Raw genomic sequence first — 20,228 nt, forward strand, 5'->3', positions numbered from 1 at the left:
GTTAACCTCGCGTCGCCACGCTTTCGGCCAGGATCGCCAGCACCAGTTGCTGGAAGTCCAGGCCGGCCGCGCGGGCCGCCATGGGCACCAGGCTATGGTCGGTCATGCCGGGTGCGGTGTTGACTTCGAGCAGCCAGAACCGGCCCTGCTCGTCCTGCATCACGTCCAGCCGCCCCCAGCCTTCGATGCCGATGGCATCGCAGGCACGTGCGGTCAGGTCGATCAGTTCTTGTTCCTTGACGCTGTCCAGGCCGCACGGAATGCGGTACTGGGTATCGTTGGCGATGTACTTGGCGTCGTAGTCGTAGAACACGTGCGGCGTACCCAGGGCGATCGGCGGCAGCACCTGGCCGCGCAATACCGCAACGGTGAACTCCGGCCCGTGGATCCACTGCTCCACCAGTACCTGGGAATCGTATCGGGCGGCATCCTGCCAGGCGGCGACCAGTTCCTGGGCGCTGTTCACCTTGGCCATGCCGATGCTGGAACCTTCATGGGCGGGTTTGACGATAAGCGGGAAGCCCAGTTCCGTACTGGCCTGCAAACAATCGCTTTCGCTCGCCAGCACCGCGTGGCGCGGGGTCGGAATACCCAGGCTCTGCCACACCTGCTTGGTGCGCAGCTTGTCCATGGCCAGTGCCGAGGCAAGGATGCCACTACCGGTGTAGGGGATGCCCAGGCACTCGAGCAGGCCTTGCATGCTGCCGTCTTCACCGCCACGGCCGTGGAGGATGATGAAGGCGCGGTCGATCTTCTCGCTTTGCAGGCGCTCGAGCAGGTCGTCACCCACGTCGATGGCGACCACGTCGACACCGGCGGTGGTCAGCGCGTCGATCACTGCGGCACCGGACTTGAGCGACACTTCGCGCTCGGCGCTCTTGCCGCCGTAAAGCACCGCGACGCGGCCGAACGCCTTGACGTCCAGGGTCGAGTGCAGTTTGTCGTAGGCGCTGGTCATTTCGACTTCTCCTGCTTGGCGCCAGCGAACAGCGGGCTTTTCATCAATTGAGGGGCCAGGCCGCCGACATCACCGGCACCCTGGCAGATCAGGATGTCGCCAGCGCGCAGCAGTGGCTTGACCAGCGGCGCCAGGTCGACGCCACGCTCGATGTAGATCGGGTCCAGCTTGCCGCGCTGGCGGATGCTGTGGCACAGCTGGCGGCTGTCGGCGCCGGGGATCGGCTCTTCGCCGGCCGGGTAGACCTCCATCAGCAGCAGCACGTTGGCATCGCCCAGCACCTGGACGAAATCGTCGTACAGGTCGCGGGTACGGCTGTAGCGGTGCGGCTGGTAGACGATCACCAGACGACGGCTTGGCCAACCGCCGCGCACGGCCTGGATCACTGCAGCCACTTCGGTCGGGTGGTGGCCGTAGTCGTCGACCAGCATCACGCTGCCGCCTTCGACCGGCAGCTCGCCGTACACCTGGAAGCGGCGGCCGACGCCCTGGAAGCCGGACAGGCCCTGGACGATGGCTTCGTCGGTGATGCCTTCGTCGGTGGCGATGGCGATGGTGGCCAAGGCGTTGAGCACGTTGTGGTTGCCGGGCATGTTCACCGAAACCTCCAGCGGCTCGCGGTCGCGACGCAGCACGGTGAAGTGGGTCTGCATGCCCATCTGGCGCACATTGATGGCGCGGATGTCGGCCTCGTCGCTGAAGCCATAGGTCACGGTCGGGCGCTTGACCTGTGGCAGGATCTCGCGCACTACCGGGTCGTCCAGGCACATCACGGCCAGGCCGTAGAACGGCAGGTTGTGCAGGAACTCGACGAAGGTTTTCTTCAGTTTGTTGAAGTCACCTTCGTAGGTCGCCATGTGGTCGGCGTCGATGTTGGTGACCACGGCAACCATCGGCTGCAGGTGCAGGAAGCTGGCATCGCTCTCGTCCGCTTCGGCAATCAGGTAGCGGCTGGTACCCAACTGGGCATTGGTGCCGGCCGCGGTCAGGCGGCCACCGATGACGAAGGTCGGGTCCAGGCCGCCAGCGGCGAACACCGAGGCCAGCAGGCTGGTGGTGGTGGTCTTGCCGTGGGTGCCGGCAACGGCCACGCCATGGCGATAGCGCATCAGCTCGGCGAGCATCTCGGCACGCGGCACCACCGGAATGCGCCGCTCGAGGGCGGTGGCGACTTCCGGGTTGGCCGGATTGATGGCGCTGGACACCACCAGCACATCAGCGGTGGCGGCGTTCTCGGCGCGGTGGCCGACGAAGATCTCGGCGCCGAACGATTCCAGGCGCTCGGTGACCGGCGAGGCCTTCAGGTCGGAACCGGACACTTCATAGCCCAGGTTCAGCAACACTTCGGCAATGCCGCACATGCCCACGCCGCCGATACCGACGAAGTGGATACGGCGGATACGGCCCATCTTCGGCTGGGGCATGGCTTTCTGGCTCTCAACCATGGGCCACCTCCAGGCAGATATCGACCACGGTGCTGGTTGCGGCAGGTTTGGCCAGGCGCCGTGCGGTGCCTGCCATGACGTTGAGTTTCTCGGGTTGCATCAGCACCTCGTTCAGGCGTTCAGCGAGCTGCGCTGCGCCAGTTGTCGCTTGTGGCATCAGGAAGGCAGCGCCTTCCCGGGCCAGATATTGGGCGTTGTGGGTCTGGTGGTCGTCGATCGCGTGGGGCAATGGCACCAGCATCGAAGGCAGGCCCGCTGCCGCCAGCTCGCTGACGGTCAGGGCGCCGGCCCGGCACACCACAATGTCGGCCCAGCCATAGGCTTGGGCCATGTCCTTGATGAAGGGCTCTACCTGAGCCTCGACGCCCGCCTCGTGATAACGCTCGGCGGTGGCCGGCGCGTGTTGCTTGCCGGCCTGGTGGAATACCTCTGGCCGCAGCGCGGCGGGCACTTCGGACAGGGCCTTAGGCAACAATTTGTTCAATGGTTCCGAACCCAGGCTGCCGCCCATCACCAGCAGGCGCGCACGGCGCTCGGCCAGGGGCGCGCGCAGGGCGTCCATGAACAGTTCCGGGCGCACCGGGTTGCCGGTGGTGCGCAGTTTGTCGCTGGCGGCGAAGGTGGCCGGGAAGGCTTCGCACACACGCGCAGCCAACGGCAGCAGCAAGCGGTTGGTGGTACCGGCGCGGGCGTTCTGCTCGTGGATCACCAGCGGTACGCCGCACAGGCGTGCGGCCACGCCGCCGGGGCCAGTCACATAACCACCGAAGCCGACCACGCATACCGGCTTGAGCTCACGCACGATACGCCGCGCCTGCAACACGGCCTTGACCAGGGTGAACGGTGCCTTGAGCAACGACAGCTTGCTCTTGCCGCGCAGGCCACTGACCTGGATCAGGTGCAGCGGCAGGCCGGCCTGGGGCACCAGTTCATTCTCGATACCGCGCGGGGTGCCCAGCCAGTGCACGCTGTAGCCGCGCGCCTGGAATTCACGGGCGCAGGCCAGGGCCGGGAACACGTGGCCCCCGGTGCCGCCCGCCATGATCAGTACGTTCTTGCCGTCAGCGGCCATGATTGGTCTCCTCGGCAAAATCGCTTTCGCTGAATTCGTGCTCCTCACTGCCCAGGTGCGTGCGGCTTTCCCACTCGATACGCAGCAACAGGCCCACGCAGGCACAGCAGATCACCAGCGAGCTGCCCCCGTAGCTTAGGAACGGCAGGGTCAGGCCCTTGGTCGGCAGCAGACCGACGTTCACACCGATGTTGATCAGGAACTGGCCGATCCACAGGAAGGCCAGGCCGAAGGCAACATAAGCGGCAAAGAACTGCTTGGCTTTTTCCGCCCACAGGCCGATATACAGGGCACGTACAGTCACGAATACGAACAGCGCGATAGTCAGCAGCGAGCCGACCACGCCGAGTTCTTCGGCCAGTACCGAGAACACGAAGTCGGTGTGCGCTTCAGGCAGGTAGAACTGCTTCTGCACGCTGTTGCCCAGGCCAACGCCCAGCCACTCGCCACGGCCGAAGGCAATCAGCGCCTGGGTCAGCTGGTAGCCCGAGCCGAACTGGTCGGACCACGGGTCGGTAAAGGTAATCAGGCGCGCCATCCGGTAAGGCTGCGCCTGTACCAGGACGAACACCGCGACCACCGCCAACACCACCATCAGGCTGAAGCGGAACAGCCCCACCCCGCCGAGGAACAGCATGGCCGCCGCCGCGCCCATCATCACCACGGTGGCACCGAAGTCCGGCTCCATCAGCAGCAGGGCAGCCATGGGCAGCAGCACGATGAACGGCTTGAAGAAGCCCATCCAGGTTTCGCGTACCTCGGTCTGCCGGCGCACCAGGTAGCCGGCCAGGTAGACGACCACGAACACCTTGGCAATTTCCGAAGGCTGCACGTTGAAGAAGCTGAAGCCGATCCAGCGCATGGAGCCGTTCACTTCGCGGCCGATACCCGGCACCAGCACCAGTACCAGCAGGCCGAAGGCACCCAGCAGCATCATGAAGCCCATGCGCTGCCAGGTGGCGATCGGTACCAGCATGGTGGCGCCACAGGCGACCAGGCCGAGGAACACGTACACCAGGTGGCGGAACATGTGGTAAAGCGGGTTGCCCGACTGCACCGCAGCCACTTCCGAGGACGCCGAGGTGATCATCACCAGGCCCAGGCCCAGCAATGCCAGGCAGCCGGCAAGCATCGCGAAGTCCAGGTCGATGCCACGGCCGCTGATCAGCGGCGACGGATAGGGCTTGAGGATGCCGAAGATCATGCAAGGCCTCCCGCTGCCTGGGCGAACAGGCGCCCGCGTTCTTCGAAGTTCTTGAACATGTCGAGGCTGGCGCACGCCGGCGACAGCAGCACGGCATCACCCGCCTGGGCCAGTTCGGCGCATTGCTGCACGGCGTCGTCGAGGGTCTTCACGCGGACCAGTTGCACGCCATCGCCCAGGGCTTCGGCCAGGCGCTCGGCATCACGGCCAAGCAGTACCACGGCACGGCAGAAGCGCTTGACCGGCTCGCGCAGCGCGGCGAAGTCGGCGCCCTTGCCATCGCCACCGGCGATCAGCACCAGCTTGCCTTCGATGTCGGCACCCAGGCCTTCGATGGCGGCCAGGGCAGCACCAACGTTGGTGGCCTTGGAATCGTCGTACCAGTTAACGCCGTTACGCTCGCGCACCCACTGGCAACGGTGGGCCAGGCCGCCGAACTCGCGCAGTGCCTCGAGCATCGGTTCGAACGGCAGGCCGGCAGCATGCCCCAGGGCCAGTGCCGCCAGGGCGTTGCTCTGGTTGTGGGCGCCACGAATCTTCAGCTCACGCGCCGGCATCAGCGCCTGGAACTCGAACGCCAGGTATTTCTCGCCGTCCACTTCGCGCAGGCCGAAGGCCTTGAAGTCCGGCTGGTTGAGGCCGAAGGTCCAGCATGGGCGGCCTTCCACCGGCAGCGGCCGGCTCAGGGCGTCCTGGCGGTTGACCACGACCTGGCGGGCACCACGGAAGATCCGGTGCTTGGCCAGGTGGTAGGCCGGCAGGCCGCTGTAGCGGTCCATGTGGTCTTCGCTGATGTTCAGCACGGTGGCCACTTCGGCGTTGAGCTGGTCGGTGGTTTCCAGCTGGAAGCTGGACAGTTCCAGCACGTACAGCTCGACGTCATCGGCCAGCAGGTCCAGCGCCGGGGTACCGAGGTTGCCGCCCACCGCCACGCGCTTGCCCGCCTTGGCGGCCATTTCGCCAACCAGGGTGGTGACGGTGCTCTTGGCGTTGGAGCCGCTGATGGCAATGATCGGAGCCTTGGCGTGGCGGGCGAACAGTTCGATGTCACCGGACAGCTTCACGCCACGCGCGGCCGCCTGCTGCAGGGCCGGGGTGGCCAGGGCCAGGCCGGGGCTGACGTACAGCTCGTTGGCGCGGCACAGGAAGTCCACGTCCAGTTCACCACAGCGCACTTCCACCTGCGGGTAATCACGGCGCAGGGTGTCCAGTTCCGGCGGTTGCTCGCGGGTGTCGGCGACCGCAAAGGCAATGCCCCGGCTCGCCAGGAAGCGAACCAGGGACATGCCGCTCTTGCCGAGGCCGACAACGATGCGGAATTGGTCGGAAGCGATCAGGGACACGCTCATCTACCTCAGTTTCAGGGTTGCAAGGCCGACCAGCACCAGGATCACGGTGATGATCCAGAAGCGGACGATCACCCGTGGCTCTGGCCAGCCCTTGAGTTCAAAGTGGTGGTGGATCGGCGCCATGCGGAACACGCGCTTGCCGGTCAGCTTGAAGGAGGCAACCTGGATCACCACCGACAGGGTTTCCATGACGAACACGCCGCCCATGATGAACAGCACGATTTCCTGGCGGACGATCACGGCGATGGTGCCCAGCGCGGCGCCCAGCGCCAGCGCGCCGACGTCACCCATGAATACCTGCGCCGGGTAGGTGTTGAACCACAGGAAGCCCAGGCCGGCACCGATCAGCGCGCCGCAGAACACGATCAGCTCGCCCGAGCCCGGCACGTAGGGGATCAGCAGGTATTCGGCGAACTTCACGTTGCCCGACAGGTAGCAGAAGATGCCCAGGGCACCGCCGACCATCACCGTCGGCATGATCGCCAGGCCGTCGAGGCCGTCGGTGAGGTTGACCGCGTTGCTCGAACCGACAATGACGAAGTAGGTCAGCACGACGAAGCCGATGCCCAGTGGAATGGTGACATCCTTGATGAACGGCAGGATCAGCGTGGTTTCGACGCTGGTCGGCGCGGTCTTGTACAGGAAGATGGCTGCAGCCAGGCCGAACACCGACTGCCAGAAGTACTTCCAGCGGCTTGGCAGGCCACGCGAGTTCTTTTCGATCACCTTGCGGTAGTCATCGACCCAGCCGATGGCACCGAATGCCAGGGTAACGATCAGCACCACCCACACGTAGCGGTTGGTCAGGTCGGCCCACAGCAAGGTGCTGACGGCGATCGCGGACAGGATCAGCGCCCCACCCATGGTCGGGGTGCCGGACTTGGACAGGTGCGATTGCGGGCCGTCGTTACGCACGGCCTGGCCGATCTGGCGGATTTGCAGGGTACGGATCATCCACGGCCCCAGCCACAGCGCCAGGGACAACGCGGTCAGCACACCCAGAATCCCGCGCAGGGACAGGTACTGGAAGACCGCGAAGCCTTTGTGGAACTGTTGCAGATACTCGGCCAACAGCAGCAGCATTAATGTTTCTCCCCGCTGGCACCGCACAATGCCGCCACGACGTTTTCCATCGCAGCGCTGCGCGAGCCCTTGATCAAGATAGTGGTGTCGCTGGCATTCTCGGCGCCAACCGCGTCGATCAGCTCAGCTTGAGTAGCGAAATGGCGGCCATTGGCGCCGAACGCCTTGACCGCGTGTGTCATGTTGGAACCCACTGCGTACAGGGCGTCGACCTTGCCACGCGCGTAGTCACCCACCTGACGGTGGCCTTCTTCCGCCCATTGCCCCAGTTCGCCGATATCTCCAAGCACCAGGACGGTGCGTCCGGAAAAGCCGGCGAGTATATCAATGGCCGCGCACATGGAGGTGGGATTTGCGTTGTAACTGTCGTCGATCACGCGCACACCGTTCGGCGCGATCTGCGCCACGGTACGGCCCTTGACCGGCTGCACGGCAGCCAGGCCGGCGGCGATGCCGCTCAGGCTCAGACCAACGGCATGGGCAGCGGCGGCGGCGGCCAGGGCATTGCTGACGTTGTGCTCACCGAGCACATTGAGTTGCACGTCTACCACATCACCAGCGCCGTGCAGCTTGAACGACGGGCAACCACGGGCATCACGACCGATGTCCGTGGCATGGAAATCGGCCTTTGCATTGCTGCGGGCGAAGCTGAAGACCTTGTGCGCGCCGGCGCGTGCCTTCCAGATATCAAAGGCCTTGTCGTCCAGGTTGAGGATGGCGATACCGCCCTCGCCCAGGCCTTCGAGGATCTCGCCCTTGGCTTCGACGATCTTTTCCGGGCCGCCGAACTCGCCAACGTGGGCGGTACCAGCGTTGTTGATGATGACCACCTGGGGCCGGGTCAGGCCGACGGTGTAGCGGATCTCGCCAATGCGCGAGGCGCCCAGTTCGATTACCGCGGCACTGTGCTCGGGGGCGATCTCCAGCAGGGTCAGCGGCGCGCCGAGGTCGTTGTTCAGGTTGCCGCGGGTGGCGTGCACCAGGCCACGGGTGCGCAGGATGCTGGCGAGCATCTCCTTGACCGTGGTCTTGCCGCTGGAACCGGTGATGGCCACCACCGGCTTGTCGAAGGCAGCACGGTTCAGCGCGCCAAGCTGGCCGAGGGCCAGGCGGCAATCGGCGACCAGCAGCTGCGGCAGGTCGACATCGGCCACTTCACGCTCGACCAGGGCCGCGACAGCGCCCTTGGCCTTCACATCGGCCAGGTAGTCGTGGCCATCGAAGCGCGGGCCGGCCAGGGCGACGAACAGTTGCCCGGCGCCAACACTGCGGCTGTCGATGCTGACGCCGGTGAAGGTGGCGTCGGCACCGACTTGTTGACCACTCAGTGCTGTGGTCAGCTGGCTGAGTGACATCGGCTTAAGCATGTGGAGCCTCCCAGGCTGCAAGTGCCTTTTCGGCCTCGATCAAATCGGAGAAATCATGGCGCTCGCCATTGATCTCCTGGTAATCCTCGTGCCCCTTGCCGGCCAGCACGATCACATCGTCGGCAGCGGCAGTGGCGATCAGGTGTGCGATGGCTTCGCCACGACCGGCAACGAACTCGACCTCGGCAGGACTGGCGAAACCGGGACGGATGTCATCGAAAATGCGCAGCGGGTCTTCAGTACGCGGGTTGTCGTCGGTGACCAGCACTCGGTCGGCCAGGCGTTCGGCCACTTCGGCCATCAGCGGACGCTTGCCGCGGTCTCGGTCGCCGCCGCAGCCGAACAGGCACAGCAGCTTGCCGTGCGCGTGCGGGCGCAGGGCTTCGAGCACTTTCTCCAGGGCGTCCGGGGTGTGTGCGTAGTCGACCACCACCAGCGGCTTGTCGCCCCCGCCCAGGCGCTGCATGCGGCCGATCGGCCCCTGCAGCTGTGGGGTGACCTCGAGGATTTCGTCCAGCGCATAGTCCAGCGCCAACAGGGTCGCCACGGCGGCTAGCATGTTGCTCAGGTTGAAGCGGCCCAGCAACTGGCTGCGCAGGGTACGTTCGCCCTGGGCGGTGACCAGGGTGGCGCGCACGCCATCGTCATTGAACACGGCTTCGCGGCAGAACAGCGAGGCCTCCGGCTTCTCCAGGCTGTAGCTGAGCAACCGGGTCTCGATATGGTCGACACTCGGGCGGCGCGCAAAATCGGCGGCCAGGCGACGGCCGAAATCGTCATCCAGGTTGACCACCTGGCAGCGCAGGCTCGGCCAGGCGAACAGCTTGGCCTTGGCGGCCTCGTAGGCCTCCATGCTGCCGTGGTAGTCCAGGTGGTCGCGGGACAGGTTGGTCATGACCGCGATATCGAATTCCAGCGCGGCGACCCGGCCCTGCTCCAGGGCGTGGGAGGAAACCTCCATGGCCACGGCCTTGGCGCCACCTTTCTTGAGATCGTTGAGGGTCGACTGCACGGCGATCGGGTCGGGCGTGGTCAGGCGGCCACTCTGCAGCTCACCATAGAAGCCGGTACCCAGGGTGCCGATCAGGCCGCAACGCTGACCAAGCAAGTCCAGCGCCTGGGCCACCAGCTGGGTGACGCTGGTCTTGCCGTTGGTACCGGTCACGCCCACCAGGTTCAGCTGGCGGCTCGGTTCGCCATAGAAGCGCCCTGCGATATCCGAAAGCTGGGCGATCAGGCCCTTGACCGGGATGAGCGGCGCGTCGGTGATTGGCAGGACGTTCGCGCCCTGCTCTTCATAGGCCACGGCGGCAGCGCCACGCGCCAGGGCATCGGCGATATGCGCGCGGCCATCGACCTTGGCGCCCGGCACGGCCAGGAACAGATCGCCCGGGCGCACATTGCGGCTGTCCAGGGTCAGTTCACGGATCAGCGGGTCACGGCTGGCGTGAGCGAAAAGCTTGCTCAATGGCATTGTCATCATCCACGCCCTCCCTTGGCGGTTGCTGCTGCATTGACTTGCGATTGTTCGACGGGTGCTGCTGGTGGCGGCAGGTTGTCTGGCGGCACGTTCATCAGGCGCAGGGTGCCGGACATGACCTTGCTGAACACCGGCGCCGATACCAGGCCACCGAAGTAGCCGCCCTTGCCCGGTTCGTCGATGACCACGACGATGGCGTAGCGCGGGTCGCTCATCGGCCCGAAGCCGGCGAACAGCGAGCGGTAGGCGTTTTCGGTGTAGCCCTTGGAGCCCACGGTGGCTTTACGCGCGGTACCGGACTTGCCGGCCACGTGGTAGAACGGCACCTGTGCGCGGAACACGCCGCGCGGTGCTTCGATCACCTGCTGCAGCATGCCCTGGACGGTTTCGGCGGTTTCCTTCGGAATGGCCTGCACGGCTTCCGGGGCCTTGTCGACCTTGAGGATCGACAGCGGCACCATCTTGCCGTCGTTGGCCAGCGCCGCGTAGGCATGCACCAGCTGCAGGGCGGTGACCGACACGCCATAGCCATAGGACAGGGTCGCGGTCTCTGCCTTGCGCCACTCGCGGTGGTTGGGCAGGTTGCCGACGCGTTCGCCGGGGAAGCCAAGGCCGGTGTACTGACCCAGGCCGACCTGGGACATGACCCGGTAGATGGCCTCGCCGCCGATGTCGAAGGCGATCTTGCTCATGCCAACGTTACTGGAGTTGATCAGGATGCCGGTCAGGTCGAGGATCGGGCCCTCGCTCCTGGACACGTCCTTGATGGTGTAGCGGCCGATCTGCAGGCTGCCCGGGTACACCTCGACCTTGTCGGTCGGCTTCCAGCGGCCACTTTCCAGTGCCGCGCTCATGGAGATCGGCTTGACCGTGGAGCCCGGCTCGAACACGTCGATGATCGCGCGGTTACGCATGGCGGCCGGGAACATGCTGCGGCGGTTGTTGGGGTTGTAGGTCGGCTGGTTGACCATGGCCAGGACCTCACCGGTCTTGACGTCCATGATCACCAGGCTGCCGGCCTTGGCGTCCTGTTCGGCAATGGCGTTGCGCAGCTCGCGGGTGGCCAGGTACTGCAGGCGCAGGTCTATCGACAACGCCAAGGTCTTCCCGGCCTTGGCGTTCTTGGTTACCTGGATGTCCTTGATCAGCCGGCCGCGCCGGTCCTTGATCACCTGCCGCTTGCCGGGTACGCCGGCCAGCCACTCGTCATAGGCCAGTTCCACCCCTTCGCGACCGTGGTCGTCGAGGTCGGTGAAGCCGACCATGTGCGCGGTGACATCACCGGCCGGGTAGAAGCGGCGGAATTCTTCCAGGCCGTACACACCCGGCACTTTCAGGTCGAGTACATGCTGGCCCTGCTCCGGGGTAAGGCCGCGGACCAGATAGATGAACTCTTTGCTGGCCTGCTGGGTCAGGCGCTCGGTCAGCTGCTGCGGGTTTTGCCCCAGCGCTGCCGCCAGCTGTGGCCAGCGGTCCTTGGAGGCCTGCATTTCCTTGGGGTTGGCCCACAGGGTGGTGACCGGGGTACTGACCGCCAGCGGTTCACCGTTACGGTCGGTGATCAGGCCGCGGTGAGCCGGGATAGGGATGTGACGCAGGCTGCGCGCATCGCCCTGGCCCTTGAGGAAGTCACGGTCGACCACCTGCAGGTCGATGATGCGCCAGCAGATGGCACCGACCATCAGCGCCAGCAAGCCGATCACCACGCGGAAGCGCCATGGGTAGAGTGCGCCTTCGAGCTTCATCATGGCGCCACCATCCGTACTTCGTCAGCCGAAGGTACGCGCATCTTCAGTTGCTCGGAAGCCAGGTTTTCGATGCGGCTGGCGGCGGTCCAGGTGCTTTGCTCGAGGATCAGCCGGCCCCACTCGGCCTGGGCCTTGTCGCGTTCGTTCAACTCGCCGTACAGGGTGTTGAGCAACTGACGGTTCCAGTGCGCGCTGTAGGACACGGCGATGGCCGAAATCAGCACGGCAACGAACAGCAGAAGCATCAGGAAGCTTCCGCCTGGCAAGGGTTTGGCAAACAGCCTGCTCACCGCAGCTTCTCCGCCACCCGCATCACGGCGCTGCGCGCCCGCGGGTTGGCCTTGAGCTCGGCTTCGGAGGCGAACTGGGCCTTGCCGATGAGCTTGATTTTCGGCTCGAAGGCCTTGTGCTGAACCGGCAGGTTGCGTGGCAGGTTGTCAGCCTCGCCCTTGACCAGCTTGCGCATGAACAGCTTGACGATACGGTCTTCCAGCGAGTGGAAACTGATGACTGCCAGGCGCCCGCCAACTTCCAGCGCTTCGAGCGCTGCCTCAAGACCGGTCTCAAGGTCGCCCAGTTCGTTGTTGACGTGAATGCGCAGGCCCTGGAAGGCACGGGTAGCCGGGTTCTTGCCCTTTTCCCATGCCGGGTTGGCCACCTTGAGCACTTCCGCCAGGTCGGCGGTACGGGTGAACGGCTGCTTTTCGCGGCGCTCCACCACAGCACGCGCCATGCGCCCGGCAAAGCGCTCCTCGCCGTATTCCTTGAATACGCGGGCGATCTCTTCCACCGGCGCAGTGGCGATGAACTCGGCGGCGCTGATGCCCTGGTCCGGGTTCATGCGCATGTCCAGCGGGCCATCATTGAGGAAGCTGAAGCCACGCTCGGGGTCATCCAGCTGCGGCGAGGAAACGCCCAGGTCCAGCAATACGCCGCTGACCTTGCCATCCAGGCCGCGCTCGGCCACTTCCGCGCCCAGCTCGGCAAAGCTGCGCTGCACAATGACAAAGCGGCCGTCTTCGGCCGCCAGCGCTTGCCCCGTGGCAATCGCCTGTGGATCTTTGTCGAAACCCAGCAGCCGCCCTTGCGGCCCGAGCTTGCTGAGAATCAGCCGGCTGTGCCCGCCACGGCCGAAAGTGCCGTCCAGATAGCAACCGTCGGCGCGCAGGGCCAATGCCTCGACAGCTTCGTCGAGCAGGACGGTAATGTGGTTGAAGCCGCTATCTATGGTCACAGGATCAGGTCACGCAATTCGTCGGGCATGGCGCCCGGTTGTTGAATAGCTGCAAGGTCGGCTGCCGAAACCGCGTTCCAGGCATCTTCATCCCACAGCTGGAATTTGTTCAGTTGCCCCACCAGCATCGCCTTCTTGTCGAGCTTGGCGTACTCACGCAGACGGGGCGGTACCAGGAAACGCCCGCTGCCATCGAGCTCCAGGTCAACCGCATTACCGATCAGCAAACGCTGCAGGCGGCGGTTTTCCTCACGCAACGATGGCAAGGCACGCAACTTGGCTTCTATCTGTTCCCACTCATCGAGGGGATAAACACACAAGCAGGGGTCAACGGCGTCGATGGTCACGATCAGTTGACCATTGCAACGCGAATCGAGCTCGTCACGGTACCGACTCGGCATGGCGAGACGGCCCTTGGCATCGAGGCTGACGGCGTTGGCTCCGCGGAACACGGCTGCGATTCCCCACAATGTTAGCTTTTTTGTGCCAGAAAACCCACTTCATCCCACTTTCTGCCACTTGCGCACACTATAGGAATCCGCCCGCAGCACCGTCAAGGCACGTTCGGAAGGAAAAGCCTTACAGGACCGAGATTTAGCGCAATAAAGGAATGCGGAAGGACTACCGAGGAGAAAAAAACACGAGAAAAATCAAACCCACGCAGGCGAATGGAGTTCGAAGTTAAAGTGATTTATTAAGAGTAAGATTTTTTCGGTATTACCAGAGGGCATCTGCTATCGAATAAAGCAGGGAGGGAAAGGTGGAGAGTCGATCTGTAAGCCGGGTTTTGTCGAGGACAGTCATTCCTCTACGACGGCCATCGCTGGACGCCTCTAGCAACCTACCCGGTTCCGACGCGGGCCACGCCTGATGGAACCCTATTTGGTCTTGCTCCGAGTGGGGTTTACCTAGCCACGAACTGTTGCCAGCCGTGCGGTGCGCTCTTACCGCACCTTTTCACCCTTACCGGCACCGAAGTGCTTAGGCGGTTATTTTCTGTGGCACTTTCCGTAGGCTCGCGCCTCCCAGGCGTTACCTGGCACTCTGCCCTATGGAGCCCGGACTTTCCTCCCCCTGCTGTTGCGGAACAAAAGCAGGCAGCGACTGTCCGATCGACTCTCCGCCGCCAAGATTAACGGCACGCGCGCCCGAGAACAAGCAATACCGACATCTATATCAATTTGCCACTACTCGGCTTTCTGTTTTTCCAGGGCCAGTTGATACAGCAGGTTCTTGCGCACCCCGGTAATTTCCGCGGCCAGTGCCGCCGCCCGCTTGAGTGGCAACTCGGCCAGCAGCAGGTCGAGCACCCGCTGCGCCTCGGCACTGATCGCCTGCTCGCCCTCCGGCGCACTCCAGCCACCGACCAGCACCACGCACTCACCGCGCTGCTGGTTGCTGTCGCCGGCAACGAACGCGCGCAGCTCGGCCAGGGGCAGGCCCTTGAGGGTCTCGAAGGTCTTGGTCAGCTCGCGCGCCAAAAGCGCCGGGCGCTCGCCACCGAACACCGCCTCCATGTCCTCTAGGCATTCCAGGATACGGTGCGGGGCCTCATAGAAGATCAGCGTGCGCGGCTCTTCCTTTACCTGCTCCAGGCGCGCCCGGCGCCCCGCTGCCTTGGCCGGCAGGAAGCCTTCGAAGATGAAGCGGTCCGAAGGCAGGCCGGCCGCCGACAGCGCGGCGATCAGAGCGCAGGCACCCGGCACCGGCACCACGTTCACACCCGCAGCCCGCGCCTGGCGCACCAGGTGGTACCCCGGATCGGAAATCAGCGGCGTGCCGGCATCGGAGACCAACGCCACATTCTCGCCCGCCAGCAGCTTGGTGAGAAAACGCCCGCCCTCGTCACGCTCGTTGTGCTCATGGCAGGCCGCCAGCGGCGTGTCGATGCCGAAGTGCTGCAGCAGGCGGATCGAATGACGGGTATCTTCCGCCGCGATCAGGGCCACGTCCGCCAGCACCTTCAGCGCCCGGGCGCTCATGTCGTCGAGGTTGCCGATGGGGGTCGCGACCACATACAGCGTCCCCACGGTGGATTTCGAAGCCCCTGCCACATCAGTCACTGCGCACACCTGTCGTTCGGATCAAAGGCGCCATTGTAGCCCGAGCGCCTGCAACAGGGCGCAAAGAACTTCGCCGACGACCGATGGCAGGCCTCCTATAGTGAAGGATCGACACGGCAACATCGCGCCCCGGCCAGCGCTTGGGTACAATTGCCGGCCACCTTGATCGAGTAACAGGACCTTTACATGATCGCTTGCCTGCGGCTGTTCACAGCCCTCTGCCTTGCTGCCTTGCTGGCAGCCTGCGCCAGCTCGCCCTCATCCAGCCTGGGCGAACTGCCACGCACCCCGGACGCCAGCATCGAGCAACTGCTCGAGAAGGCTGCTTCCAGCAAGTCCGCGGAAGACGCCGCCCTGCTGCGCCTGAGCGCAGCCGACCTGGCCTACAAGCAGAAGGATTTCCCACGCGCCGCACGCATCCTCGAGCAGGTGCCGCTGGACACCCTCAAGCCGGCGCAGCAAGTGTTCGCCAGCACCCTCGGTGCCGAGCTGGCCATGAGCCGCAACCAGCCCAAGGCCGCCCTGACCGCCCTGGCCCACCCGAGCCTGCAGCGCGTCGCCGAACTGCCGGAAGAACAGCAAGCGCGCACCTACAGCGTGCACGCGGCCGCCCTCGAAGCCGATGGCCAGGCCCTCGCCGCCGCGCAACAGCGCGTGCTGCTGACCCCGCTGCTCAGCGGCCAGGCCGCCAGCGCCAACAATGACGCCATCTGGGCACTGGTCGCCTCGCTGCCGGCAGAGCAACTGCAGCAGCCTGGCAACGACCAGACCCTGGCCGGCTGGACCAGCCTGGCCTTCGCGGTAAAAAGCGCCGGCACCCTGGAACAGCAGCAAGCGGCTATCGACGCCTGGGTCAAACAGCACCCGGACCACCCGGCTGCCCAGCAACTGCCGCTGGCACTGACCAAGCTCAAGGAACTGGCCAGCCAGCCGCTGACCAAGATTGCCCTGCTGCTGCCTCAGGAAGGCCCACTGGCCGGTGTTGCCCGCGCCCTGCGTGACGGCTTCATGGCTGCGCACTTCCAGGCCCAGCAAGCGGGCCAGCAGGCGCCAGCCGTGCAGGTATTCGACAGCTCGCGCATCGGTTCGCTCGACGACTTCTATCGCCAGGCCCAGGCCGCAGGCGTACAGCTGGTCATCGGCCCACTGGAAAAACCGCTGGTCAAGCAACTGGCTGCCAAGCCACAACTGCCGATCACCACCCTGGCCCTGAACTACGCCGACGCCGGCCAGAAGGCGCCGCCGCAGCTGTTCCAGTTCGGCCTGGCTGCCGAAGACGAAGCCCGTGAAGTGGCCCGCCGCGCCCGCGCCGATGGCATGGTCCGCGCCGTGGCCCTGGTGCCGAGCGGCGAATGGGGCGACCGCGTGCTTGCCGCCTTCCGCCAGGACTGGGAAGGCAACGGTGGCACCCTGCTCGCCGCCGAGCGCATCGCCCAGCCGGTCGCACTGGCCCAGCAGATTGCCGACCTGTTCCAGCTGCGCCAGAGCGAAGGCCGCGCCAAGAGCCTGCAGAGCACGGTAGGCGGCAGCATCGCCGCGCAGCCGTCGCGCCGCCAGGACATCGACTTCATCTTCCTCGCCTCGACCCCGCAACAGGCCCAGCAGATCAAGCCGACCCTGAACTTCCAGTACGCCGGTGACGTACCGGTCTACGCCACCTCGAACCTGTACAGCGCCAGTGGTGACGTCAACCAGTACAACGACATGAACGGTATCCGCTTCTGCGAAACCCCGTGGCTGCTCGATACCAGCAACAGCCTGCGCCAGCAGGTCGTGCAGCAATGGCCGCAAGCCGCCGGCAGCCTGGGCCGCCTGTATGCCATGGGCGTCGACGCCTACAGCCTGGCGCCGCGCCTGGGCCAGCTGAAAGCGCTGCCGGACAACCGCGTACTGGGCCTTTCGGGCAGCCTGAGCATGAACGCCAACCAGCGTGTCGAGCGCCAGCTGCCTTGGGCCGAGTTCGTCGGCGGCCAGGTCCAGCGCCTGCCTGACACCGCTCGCTGATGGCAGCAGCGTCGCCCACCAGCGCCGGGCAGGCAGCGGAAACCCAGGCCCTTGAATACCTTCAAGGGCAGGGCCTGCAACTGCTGGCGCGCAACTGGCGATGCAAAGGCGGTGAGCTTGATCTGGTCATGCTCGACGCCGATACAGTAGTATTCGTCGAAGTCCGCTACCGGTTGCACGCGGGCTTCGGTGGCGCCCTCGGCAGTATCGACGGGCGCAAGCAGAAACGGTTGGTGCTCGCCGCCAGCCTGTTCCTGCAGAAGGAGCCCCACTGGGGCAACCACCCCTGCCGCTTCGACGTAGTCGCCCTGCAGGGCAGCCACCATGCAGGCAGACCGCTTCAATGGCTGAAAAACGCCTTCGAATGCTGAACCCACTCCGATTTTTTTGCTCTATGTTTCGCGGGCTGGTCGTTGTTGCGCGTAGCAAAGGCCACCGCCCCACTTAAGGTCACCAGATGGACATGCAATCCCGAATTCGCCGGCTGTTCCAGGCCAGCATCGATACCAAGCAACAGGCAATGGACATCCTGGCACCGCACATCGAGCAGGCCAGCCTGGTCATGGTCAATGCACTGCTCAACGAGGGCAAGATGCTCGCCTGCGGCAACGGCGGCTCGGCCGGCGATGCCCAGCACTTTTCCTCGGAGCTGCTCAACCGCTTCGAGCGCGAACGCCCGAGCCTGCCGGCCATCGCGCTGACCACCGACAGCTCGACCCTGACCTCGATCGCCAACGACTACAGCTACAACGAAGTCTTTTCCAAGCAGATCCGCGCGCTGGGCCAGCCCGGTGACGTTCTGCTGGCGATCTCCACCAGCGGCAACTCGGCCAACGTGATCCAGGCGATCCAGGCCGCACATGACCGCGAAATGATTGTCGTAGCATTGACGGGTCGCGATGGCGGCGGCATGGCTTCGTTGCTGCTGCCCGAAGACGTGGAAATCCGCGTACCTTCGACGGTTACCGCGCGCATCCAGGAAGTCCACCTGCTGGCGATCCACTGCCTGTGTGATCTGATCGACAGCCAACTGTTCGGGAGTGAAGAATGACCCCTATGCGCCTCGGCCTTATGGCCCTGACCCTGTGCCTGAGCGTCACCGGTTGCAGCTCGGTACTGACCTCTACCCGCAATTCGCCGATCGAAGACGATCGCGGCACGCGCACCATCGGCAGCAAGATCGACGACTCGCTGATCGAAACCAAGGCCTCGGTCAACATCGCCAAGGCCAGCCCTGACCTGGACAAAGGTTCGCACATCGTTGTCAGCAGCTACAACGGCATCGTCCTGCTGGCCGGCCAGACCCCGCGCGCCGACCTCAAGAGCCTTGCCGAGCAGACTGCCAGCCAGGTACAGCGGGTCAAGAAAGTGCACAACGAGCTGCAGGTGATGCAGCCCTCCTCCATCCTGGCGCGCAACAACGACGCCTGGCTGACCACCAAGATCAAGACCCAGATGCTGACCGACAATGCCGTGCCCAGCTCGCGCATCAAGGTGATTACCGAGAATGGCATCGTCTACCTGCTCGGCCTGGTGACCCAGCAGGAGGCCAACTCGGCCACTGCCGTGGTACAGGGCGTTTCGGGTGTGCAGAAGATCGTCAAGCTGTTCGAGTACATCGACTGATTCATCAGCCTGTACCGGCCTCTTCGCGGGCTTGCCCGCTCCCACAGGGTTTAGCGTATCCCTGTGGGAGCGGGCAAGCCCGCGAAGAGGCCGGTACAGGCAAGCACAACACCTTGTCTTTTCAGAAATCCAGGAAACACCGCATGAAAAAGCTTCTGCTGCCTGCCCTGCTGTTCGGCACTTTCGCCACCCTGGCCGGCTGCTCCACACCAAGCCTGATCACCCTCAACGATGGCCGTGAAATCCAGGCCGTCGACGTACCGGAATTCGACCGCGATGCCGGCTTCTACGAGTTCCAGCAACTCGACGGCAAGCGTACCCGCATCAACAAGGACCAGGTACGCACCATCAGCGACCTGTAAGCCAGGGCTGGCAGTAACAAAAAAGGCGATCCGGTTGGATCGCCTTTTTTGTTACTTGACCACTTTCAGGCTTGGTCGGCCAGTCGGGCGTGGCGGCTGGCCACCACCTTCTGGCGGGCCATTGTCGTCCGGCTGCACATCATCATCTTCCGGCTCATCGTCATCCATCACGGGCGGCTCCAGCTCGAAGACCATACCCTGGCCATTTTCGCGGGCATAGATACCCAGAATGGCGCCAACCGGCACGAACAGCGAGTGAGCCACGCCACCGAAGCGGCCCTCGAAGCTGACCGCGTCGTTGTCCATGTGCAGGCTGCGCACGGCACTTGGCGAGATGTTCAACACGATCTGGCCATCACTGGCGAAACCTTGCGGTACCTGCACCGCCGGGAATTCGGCATTGACCAGCATATGGGGCGTGCAATCGTTGTCGACGATCCACTCGTACAGTGCTCGAACCAGATAGGGGCGACTGGAGTTCATCAACGGCTCCTTAAAGCTTGCGCATTTCACGTTCTACAGAGGACAGGCTCGCCTGGAAAGGCTCGCGGGCGAACTGCCGCTCCATGTAATCCAGCAGCGGCTTGGCTTGCCGCGGCAACTCGATACCCAACACCGGCAGACGCCAGAGTATGGGCAGTAGACAACAATCGACCAGGCTTTGCTCCTCACTCATGAAGCAGGCGAACTCGCCGAACAACGGCGAGACCCCGGTCAGGCTCTCACGCAACGCCTTGCGCGCTTCGGCTCGGGCAGCCTCGCTGCTGCGCGGGTCAAGCACGGTATCGGCCAGGGAGCACCAGTCACGCTGGATGCGATGCATCAGCAAGCGGCTGTTGCCCCGCGCAACCGGGTACACCGGCATCAGCGGCGGATGCGGATAACGCTCCTCGAGGTACTCCATCACCACGGTCGATTCATACAGCGCCAGGTCACGGTCGACCAGGGTCGGCACGCTGCCGTAAGGGTTCACCTCGGCCAGCTTGGGCGGCAGGCGGCCGGGGTCGACATCGATGACCTGCACGCTGATACCCTTCTCGGCCAGCACAAGGCGTACCCGATGAGAATAGTAATCAGCGGGGTCGGAATAGCAGGCTAACCTGTTGGTTGCGCCCATGTAGCGCCTCCTCGCACGGGATGCTTGTGAAACTGTAAATGAAAACGCGCCCGTGGTGACCTGGCAGATCTGCCAGGCCACCACGGGCGCGTTCAACAACCAGAAACTACTGCGTG

The 20,228-nt window shown here is 64.5% G+C and carries 20 protein-coding genes and 1 other RNA gene; 5 read left to right on the forward strand and 16 right to left on the reverse strand.

What is annotated here, in order from left to right; genetic code table 11:
* Position 1: 1 nt before the first annotated feature.
* The 14 genes from CAG34_RS20730 to rsmI all read right to left on the reverse strand — a co-directional run bounded on the left by CAG34_RS20730 (position 2) and on the right by rsmI (position 15,003).
* On the reverse strand, positions 2 to 958 hold the full coding sequence (locus CAG34_RS20730; RefSeq protein WP_085592132.1) for a D-alanine--D-alanine ligase: 957 nt from the start codon (positions 956 to 958) through the stop codon (positions 2 to 4).
* Positions 955 to 2,403, reverse strand: coding sequence for a UDP-N-acetylmuramate--L-alanine ligase (gene murC, locus CAG34_RS20735; protein ID WP_013974110.1), 1,449 nt, complete (start codon positions 2,401 to 2,403; stop codon positions 955 to 957). The genes CAG34_RS20730 and murC overlap by 4 nt, the downstream gene beginning before the upstream one ends.
* Positions 2,396 to 3,475 (reverse strand): undecaprenyldiphospho-muramoylpentapeptide beta-N-acetylglucosaminyltransferase, encoded by a 1,080-nt coding sequence (gene murG, locus CAG34_RS20740; protein WP_085592134.1) that lies wholly within the window; start codon positions 3,473 to 3,475, stop codon positions 2,396 to 2,398. The genes murC and murG overlap by 8 nt, the downstream gene beginning before the upstream one ends.
* Positions 3,465 to 4,679, reverse strand: a complete 1,215-nt coding sequence (gene ftsW, locus CAG34_RS20745) for a putative lipid II flippase FtsW (RefSeq protein WP_025340546.1) — start codon at positions 4,677 to 4,679, stop codon at positions 3,465 to 3,467. The genes murG and ftsW overlap by 11 nt, the downstream gene beginning before the upstream one ends.
* Positions 4,676 to 6,022, reverse strand: a complete 1,347-nt coding sequence (gene murD, locus CAG34_RS20750; RefSeq protein ID WP_039613069.1) for a UDP-N-acetylmuramoyl-L-alanine--D-glutamate ligase — start codon at positions 6,020 to 6,022, stop codon at positions 4,676 to 4,678. Before murD ends, ftsW begins: the two co-directional genes overlap by 4 nt.
* 6 nt (positions 6,023 to 6,028) lie before the next feature.
* Positions 6,029 to 7,111, reverse strand: coding sequence for a phospho-N-acetylmuramoyl-pentapeptide-transferase (gene mraY / locus CAG34_RS20755; RefSeq protein ID WP_025340548.1), 1,083 nt, complete (start codon positions 7,109 to 7,111; stop codon positions 6,029 to 6,031).
* A complete protein-coding gene (murF, locus tag CAG34_RS20760) occupies positions 7,111 to 8,478 on the reverse strand; it encodes a UDP-N-acetylmuramoyl-tripeptide--D-alanyl-D-alanine ligase (protein WP_085592136.1) in 1,368 nt (455 codons plus the stop codon). Before murF ends, mraY begins: the two co-directional genes overlap by 1 nt.
* Entirely contained in the window at positions 8,471 to 9,958 is a 1,488-nt protein-coding gene (locus CAG34_RS20765) for a UDP-N-acetylmuramoyl-L-alanyl-D-glutamate--2,6-diaminopimelate ligase (protein WP_085592191.1), read from the reverse strand. Before CAG34_RS20765 ends, murF begins: the two co-directional genes overlap by 8 nt.
* Positions 9,958 to 11,703, reverse strand: coding sequence for a penicillin-binding protein 2 (locus CAG34_RS20770; protein ID WP_178080893.1), 1,746 nt, complete (start codon positions 11,701 to 11,703; stop codon positions 9,958 to 9,960). The genes CAG34_RS20765 and CAG34_RS20770 overlap by 1 nt, the downstream gene beginning before the upstream one ends.
* On the reverse strand, positions 11,703 to 11,996 hold the full coding sequence (gene ftsL, locus CAG34_RS20775) for a cell division protein FtsL (RefSeq protein ID WP_025340552.1): 294 nt from the start codon (positions 11,994 to 11,996) through the stop codon (positions 11,703 to 11,705). The genes CAG34_RS20770 and ftsL overlap by 1 nt, the downstream gene beginning before the upstream one ends.
* Entirely contained in the window at positions 11,993 to 12,940 is a 948-nt protein-coding gene (rsmH, locus tag CAG34_RS20780; protein WP_025340553.1) for a 16S rRNA (cytosine(1402)-N(4))-methyltransferase RsmH, read from the reverse strand. The genes ftsL and rsmH overlap by 4 nt, the downstream gene beginning before the upstream one ends.
* Positions 12,937 to 13,392 carry a division/cell wall cluster transcriptional repressor MraZ gene (mraZ, locus tag CAG34_RS20785; RefSeq protein ID WP_004575120.1) on the reverse strand — a complete coding sequence of 152 codons (456 nt, stop codon included), beginning with the start codon at positions 13,390 to 13,392 and terminating at the stop codon, positions 12,937 to 12,939. The genes rsmH and mraZ overlap by 4 nt, the downstream gene beginning before the upstream one ends.
* A 308-nt stretch (positions 13,393 to 13,700) precedes the next feature.
* Positions 13,701 to 14,060, reverse strand: an RNA gene (rnpB, locus tag CAG34_RS20790) — RNase P RNA component class A.
* A gap of 67 nt (positions 14,061 to 14,127) precedes the next feature.
* Positions 14,128 to 15,003 carry a 16S rRNA (cytidine(1402)-2'-O)-methyltransferase gene (gene rsmI, locus CAG34_RS20795; protein ID WP_043935900.1) on the reverse strand — a complete coding sequence of 292 codons (876 nt, stop codon included), beginning with the start codon at positions 15,001 to 15,003 and terminating at the stop codon, positions 14,128 to 14,130.
* A gap of 186 nt (positions 15,004 to 15,189) precedes the next feature.
* Between rsmI and CAG34_RS20800 the strand changes: the two genes are divergently transcribed.
* The 5 genes from CAG34_RS20800 (at position 15,190) to CAG34_RS20820 (ending at position 18,995) form a co-directional block, all read left to right on the forward strand.
* On the forward strand, positions 15,190 to 17,007 hold the full coding sequence (locus CAG34_RS20800; protein ID WP_085592141.1) for a penicillin-binding protein activator: 1,818 nt from the start codon (positions 15,190 to 15,192) through the stop codon (positions 17,005 to 17,007).
* Positions 17,007 to 17,378 carry a YraN family protein gene (locus CAG34_RS20805; protein ID WP_013974121.1) on the forward strand — a complete coding sequence of 124 codons (372 nt, stop codon included), beginning with the start codon at positions 17,007 to 17,009 and terminating at the stop codon, positions 17,376 to 17,378. The genes CAG34_RS20800 and CAG34_RS20805 overlap by 1 nt, the downstream gene beginning before the upstream one ends.
* Positions 17,379 to 17,464: 86 nt before the next feature.
* Positions 17,465 to 18,058 carry a phosphoheptose isomerase gene (locus CAG34_RS20810; RefSeq protein WP_012274070.1) on the forward strand — a complete coding sequence of 198 codons (594 nt, stop codon included), beginning with the start codon at positions 17,465 to 17,467 and terminating at the stop codon, positions 18,056 to 18,058.
* Entirely contained in the window at positions 18,055 to 18,633 is a 579-nt protein-coding gene (locus CAG34_RS20815; protein WP_015271720.1) for a BON domain-containing protein, read from the forward strand. The genes CAG34_RS20810 and CAG34_RS20815 overlap by 4 nt, the downstream gene beginning before the upstream one ends.
* A gap of 143 nt (positions 18,634 to 18,776) precedes the next feature.
* Positions 18,777 to 18,995 (forward strand): YgdI/YgdR family lipoprotein, encoded by a 219-nt coding sequence (locus CAG34_RS20820; RefSeq protein ID WP_025340556.1) that lies wholly within the window; start codon positions 18,777 to 18,779, stop codon positions 18,993 to 18,995.
* A 51-nt stretch (positions 18,996 to 19,046) separates the two neighbouring features.
* Here the strand turns inward: CAG34_RS20820 and CAG34_RS20825 are convergent, their stop codons facing one another.
* Together CAG34_RS20825 and CAG34_RS20830 are read right to left on the reverse strand one after the other, a co-directional pair.
* On the reverse strand, positions 19,047 to 19,478 hold the full coding sequence (locus CAG34_RS20825; RefSeq protein ID WP_085592143.1) for a ClpXP protease specificity-enhancing factor: 432 nt from the start codon (positions 19,476 to 19,478) through the stop codon (positions 19,047 to 19,049).
* A 10-nt stretch (positions 19,479 to 19,488) separates the two neighbouring features.
* The gene (locus CAG34_RS20830; RefSeq protein WP_085592145.1) at positions 19,489 to 20,112 is read right to left on the reverse strand and encodes a glutathione S-transferase N-terminal domain-containing protein; all 624 of its coding nucleotides are present in this window, start codon (positions 20,110 to 20,112) and stop codon (positions 19,489 to 19,491) included.
* Positions 20,113 to 20,228: the final 116 nt, after the last annotated feature.

This window comes from Pseudomonas sp. B14(2017), assembly GCF_002113255.1.
GTDB lineage: Bacteria > Pseudomonadota > Gammaproteobacteria > Pseudomonadales > Pseudomonadaceae > Aquipseudomonas > Aquipseudomonas putida_Z.

Bases quoted from the DNA above. Each gene is read 5' to 3' on its own strand.
- CAG34_RS20730 (WP_085592132.1), bottom strand. From the start codon at position 958: ATGACCAGCGCCTACGACAAACTGCACTCGACCCTGGACGTCAAGGCG.
- murC (WP_013974110.1), bottom strand. From the start codon at position 2,403: ATGGTTGAGAGCCAGAAAGCCATGCCCCAGCCGAAGATGGGCCGTATC.
- murG (WP_085592134.1), bottom strand. From the start codon at position 3,475: ATGGCCGCTGACGGCAAGAACGTACTGATCATGGCGGGCGGCACCGGG.
- ftsW (WP_025340546.1), bottom strand. From the start codon at position 4,679: ATGATCTTCGGCATCCTCAAGCCCTATCCGTCGCCGCTGATCAGCGGC.
- mraY (WP_025340548.1), bottom strand. From the start codon at position 7,111: ATGCTGCTGCTGTTGGCCGAGTATCTGCAACAGTTCCACAAAGGCTTC.
- murF (WP_085592136.1), bottom strand. From the start codon at position 8,478: ATGCTTAAGCCGATGTCACTCAGCCAGCTGACCACAGCACTGAGTGGT.
- CAG34_RS20765 (WP_085592191.1), bottom strand. From the start codon at position 9,958: ATGACAATGCCATTGAGCAAGCTTTTCGCTCACGCCAGCCGTGACCCG.
- CAG34_RS20770 (WP_178080893.1), bottom strand. From the start codon at position 11,703: ATGAAGCTCGAAGGCGCACTCTACCCATGGCGCTTCCGCGTGGTGATC.
- CAG34_RS20800 (WP_085592141.1), top strand. From the start codon at position 15,190: ATGATCGCTTGCCTGCGGCTGTTCACAGCCCTCTGCCTTGCTGCCTTG.
- CAG34_RS20805 (WP_013974121.1), top strand. From the start codon at position 17,007: ATGGCAGCAGCGTCGCCCACCAGCGCCGGGCAGGCAGCGGAAACCCAG.
- CAG34_RS20810 (WP_012274070.1), top strand. From the start codon at position 17,465: ATGGACATGCAATCCCGAATTCGCCGGCTGTTCCAGGCCAGCATCGAT.
- CAG34_RS20815 (WP_015271720.1), top strand. From the start codon at position 18,055: ATGACCCCTATGCGCCTCGGCCTTATGGCCCTGACCCTGTGCCTGAGC.
- CAG34_RS20820 (WP_025340556.1), top strand. From the start codon at position 18,777: ATGAAAAAGCTTCTGCTGCCTGCCCTGCTGTTCGGCACTTTCGCCACC.
- CAG34_RS20825 (WP_085592143.1), bottom strand. From the start codon at position 19,478: ATGAACTCCAGTCGCCCCTATCTGGTTCGAGCACTGTACGAGTGGATC.
- CAG34_RS20830 (WP_085592145.1), bottom strand. From the start codon at position 20,112: ATGGGCGCAACCAACAGGTTAGCCTGCTATTCCGACCCCGCTGATTAC.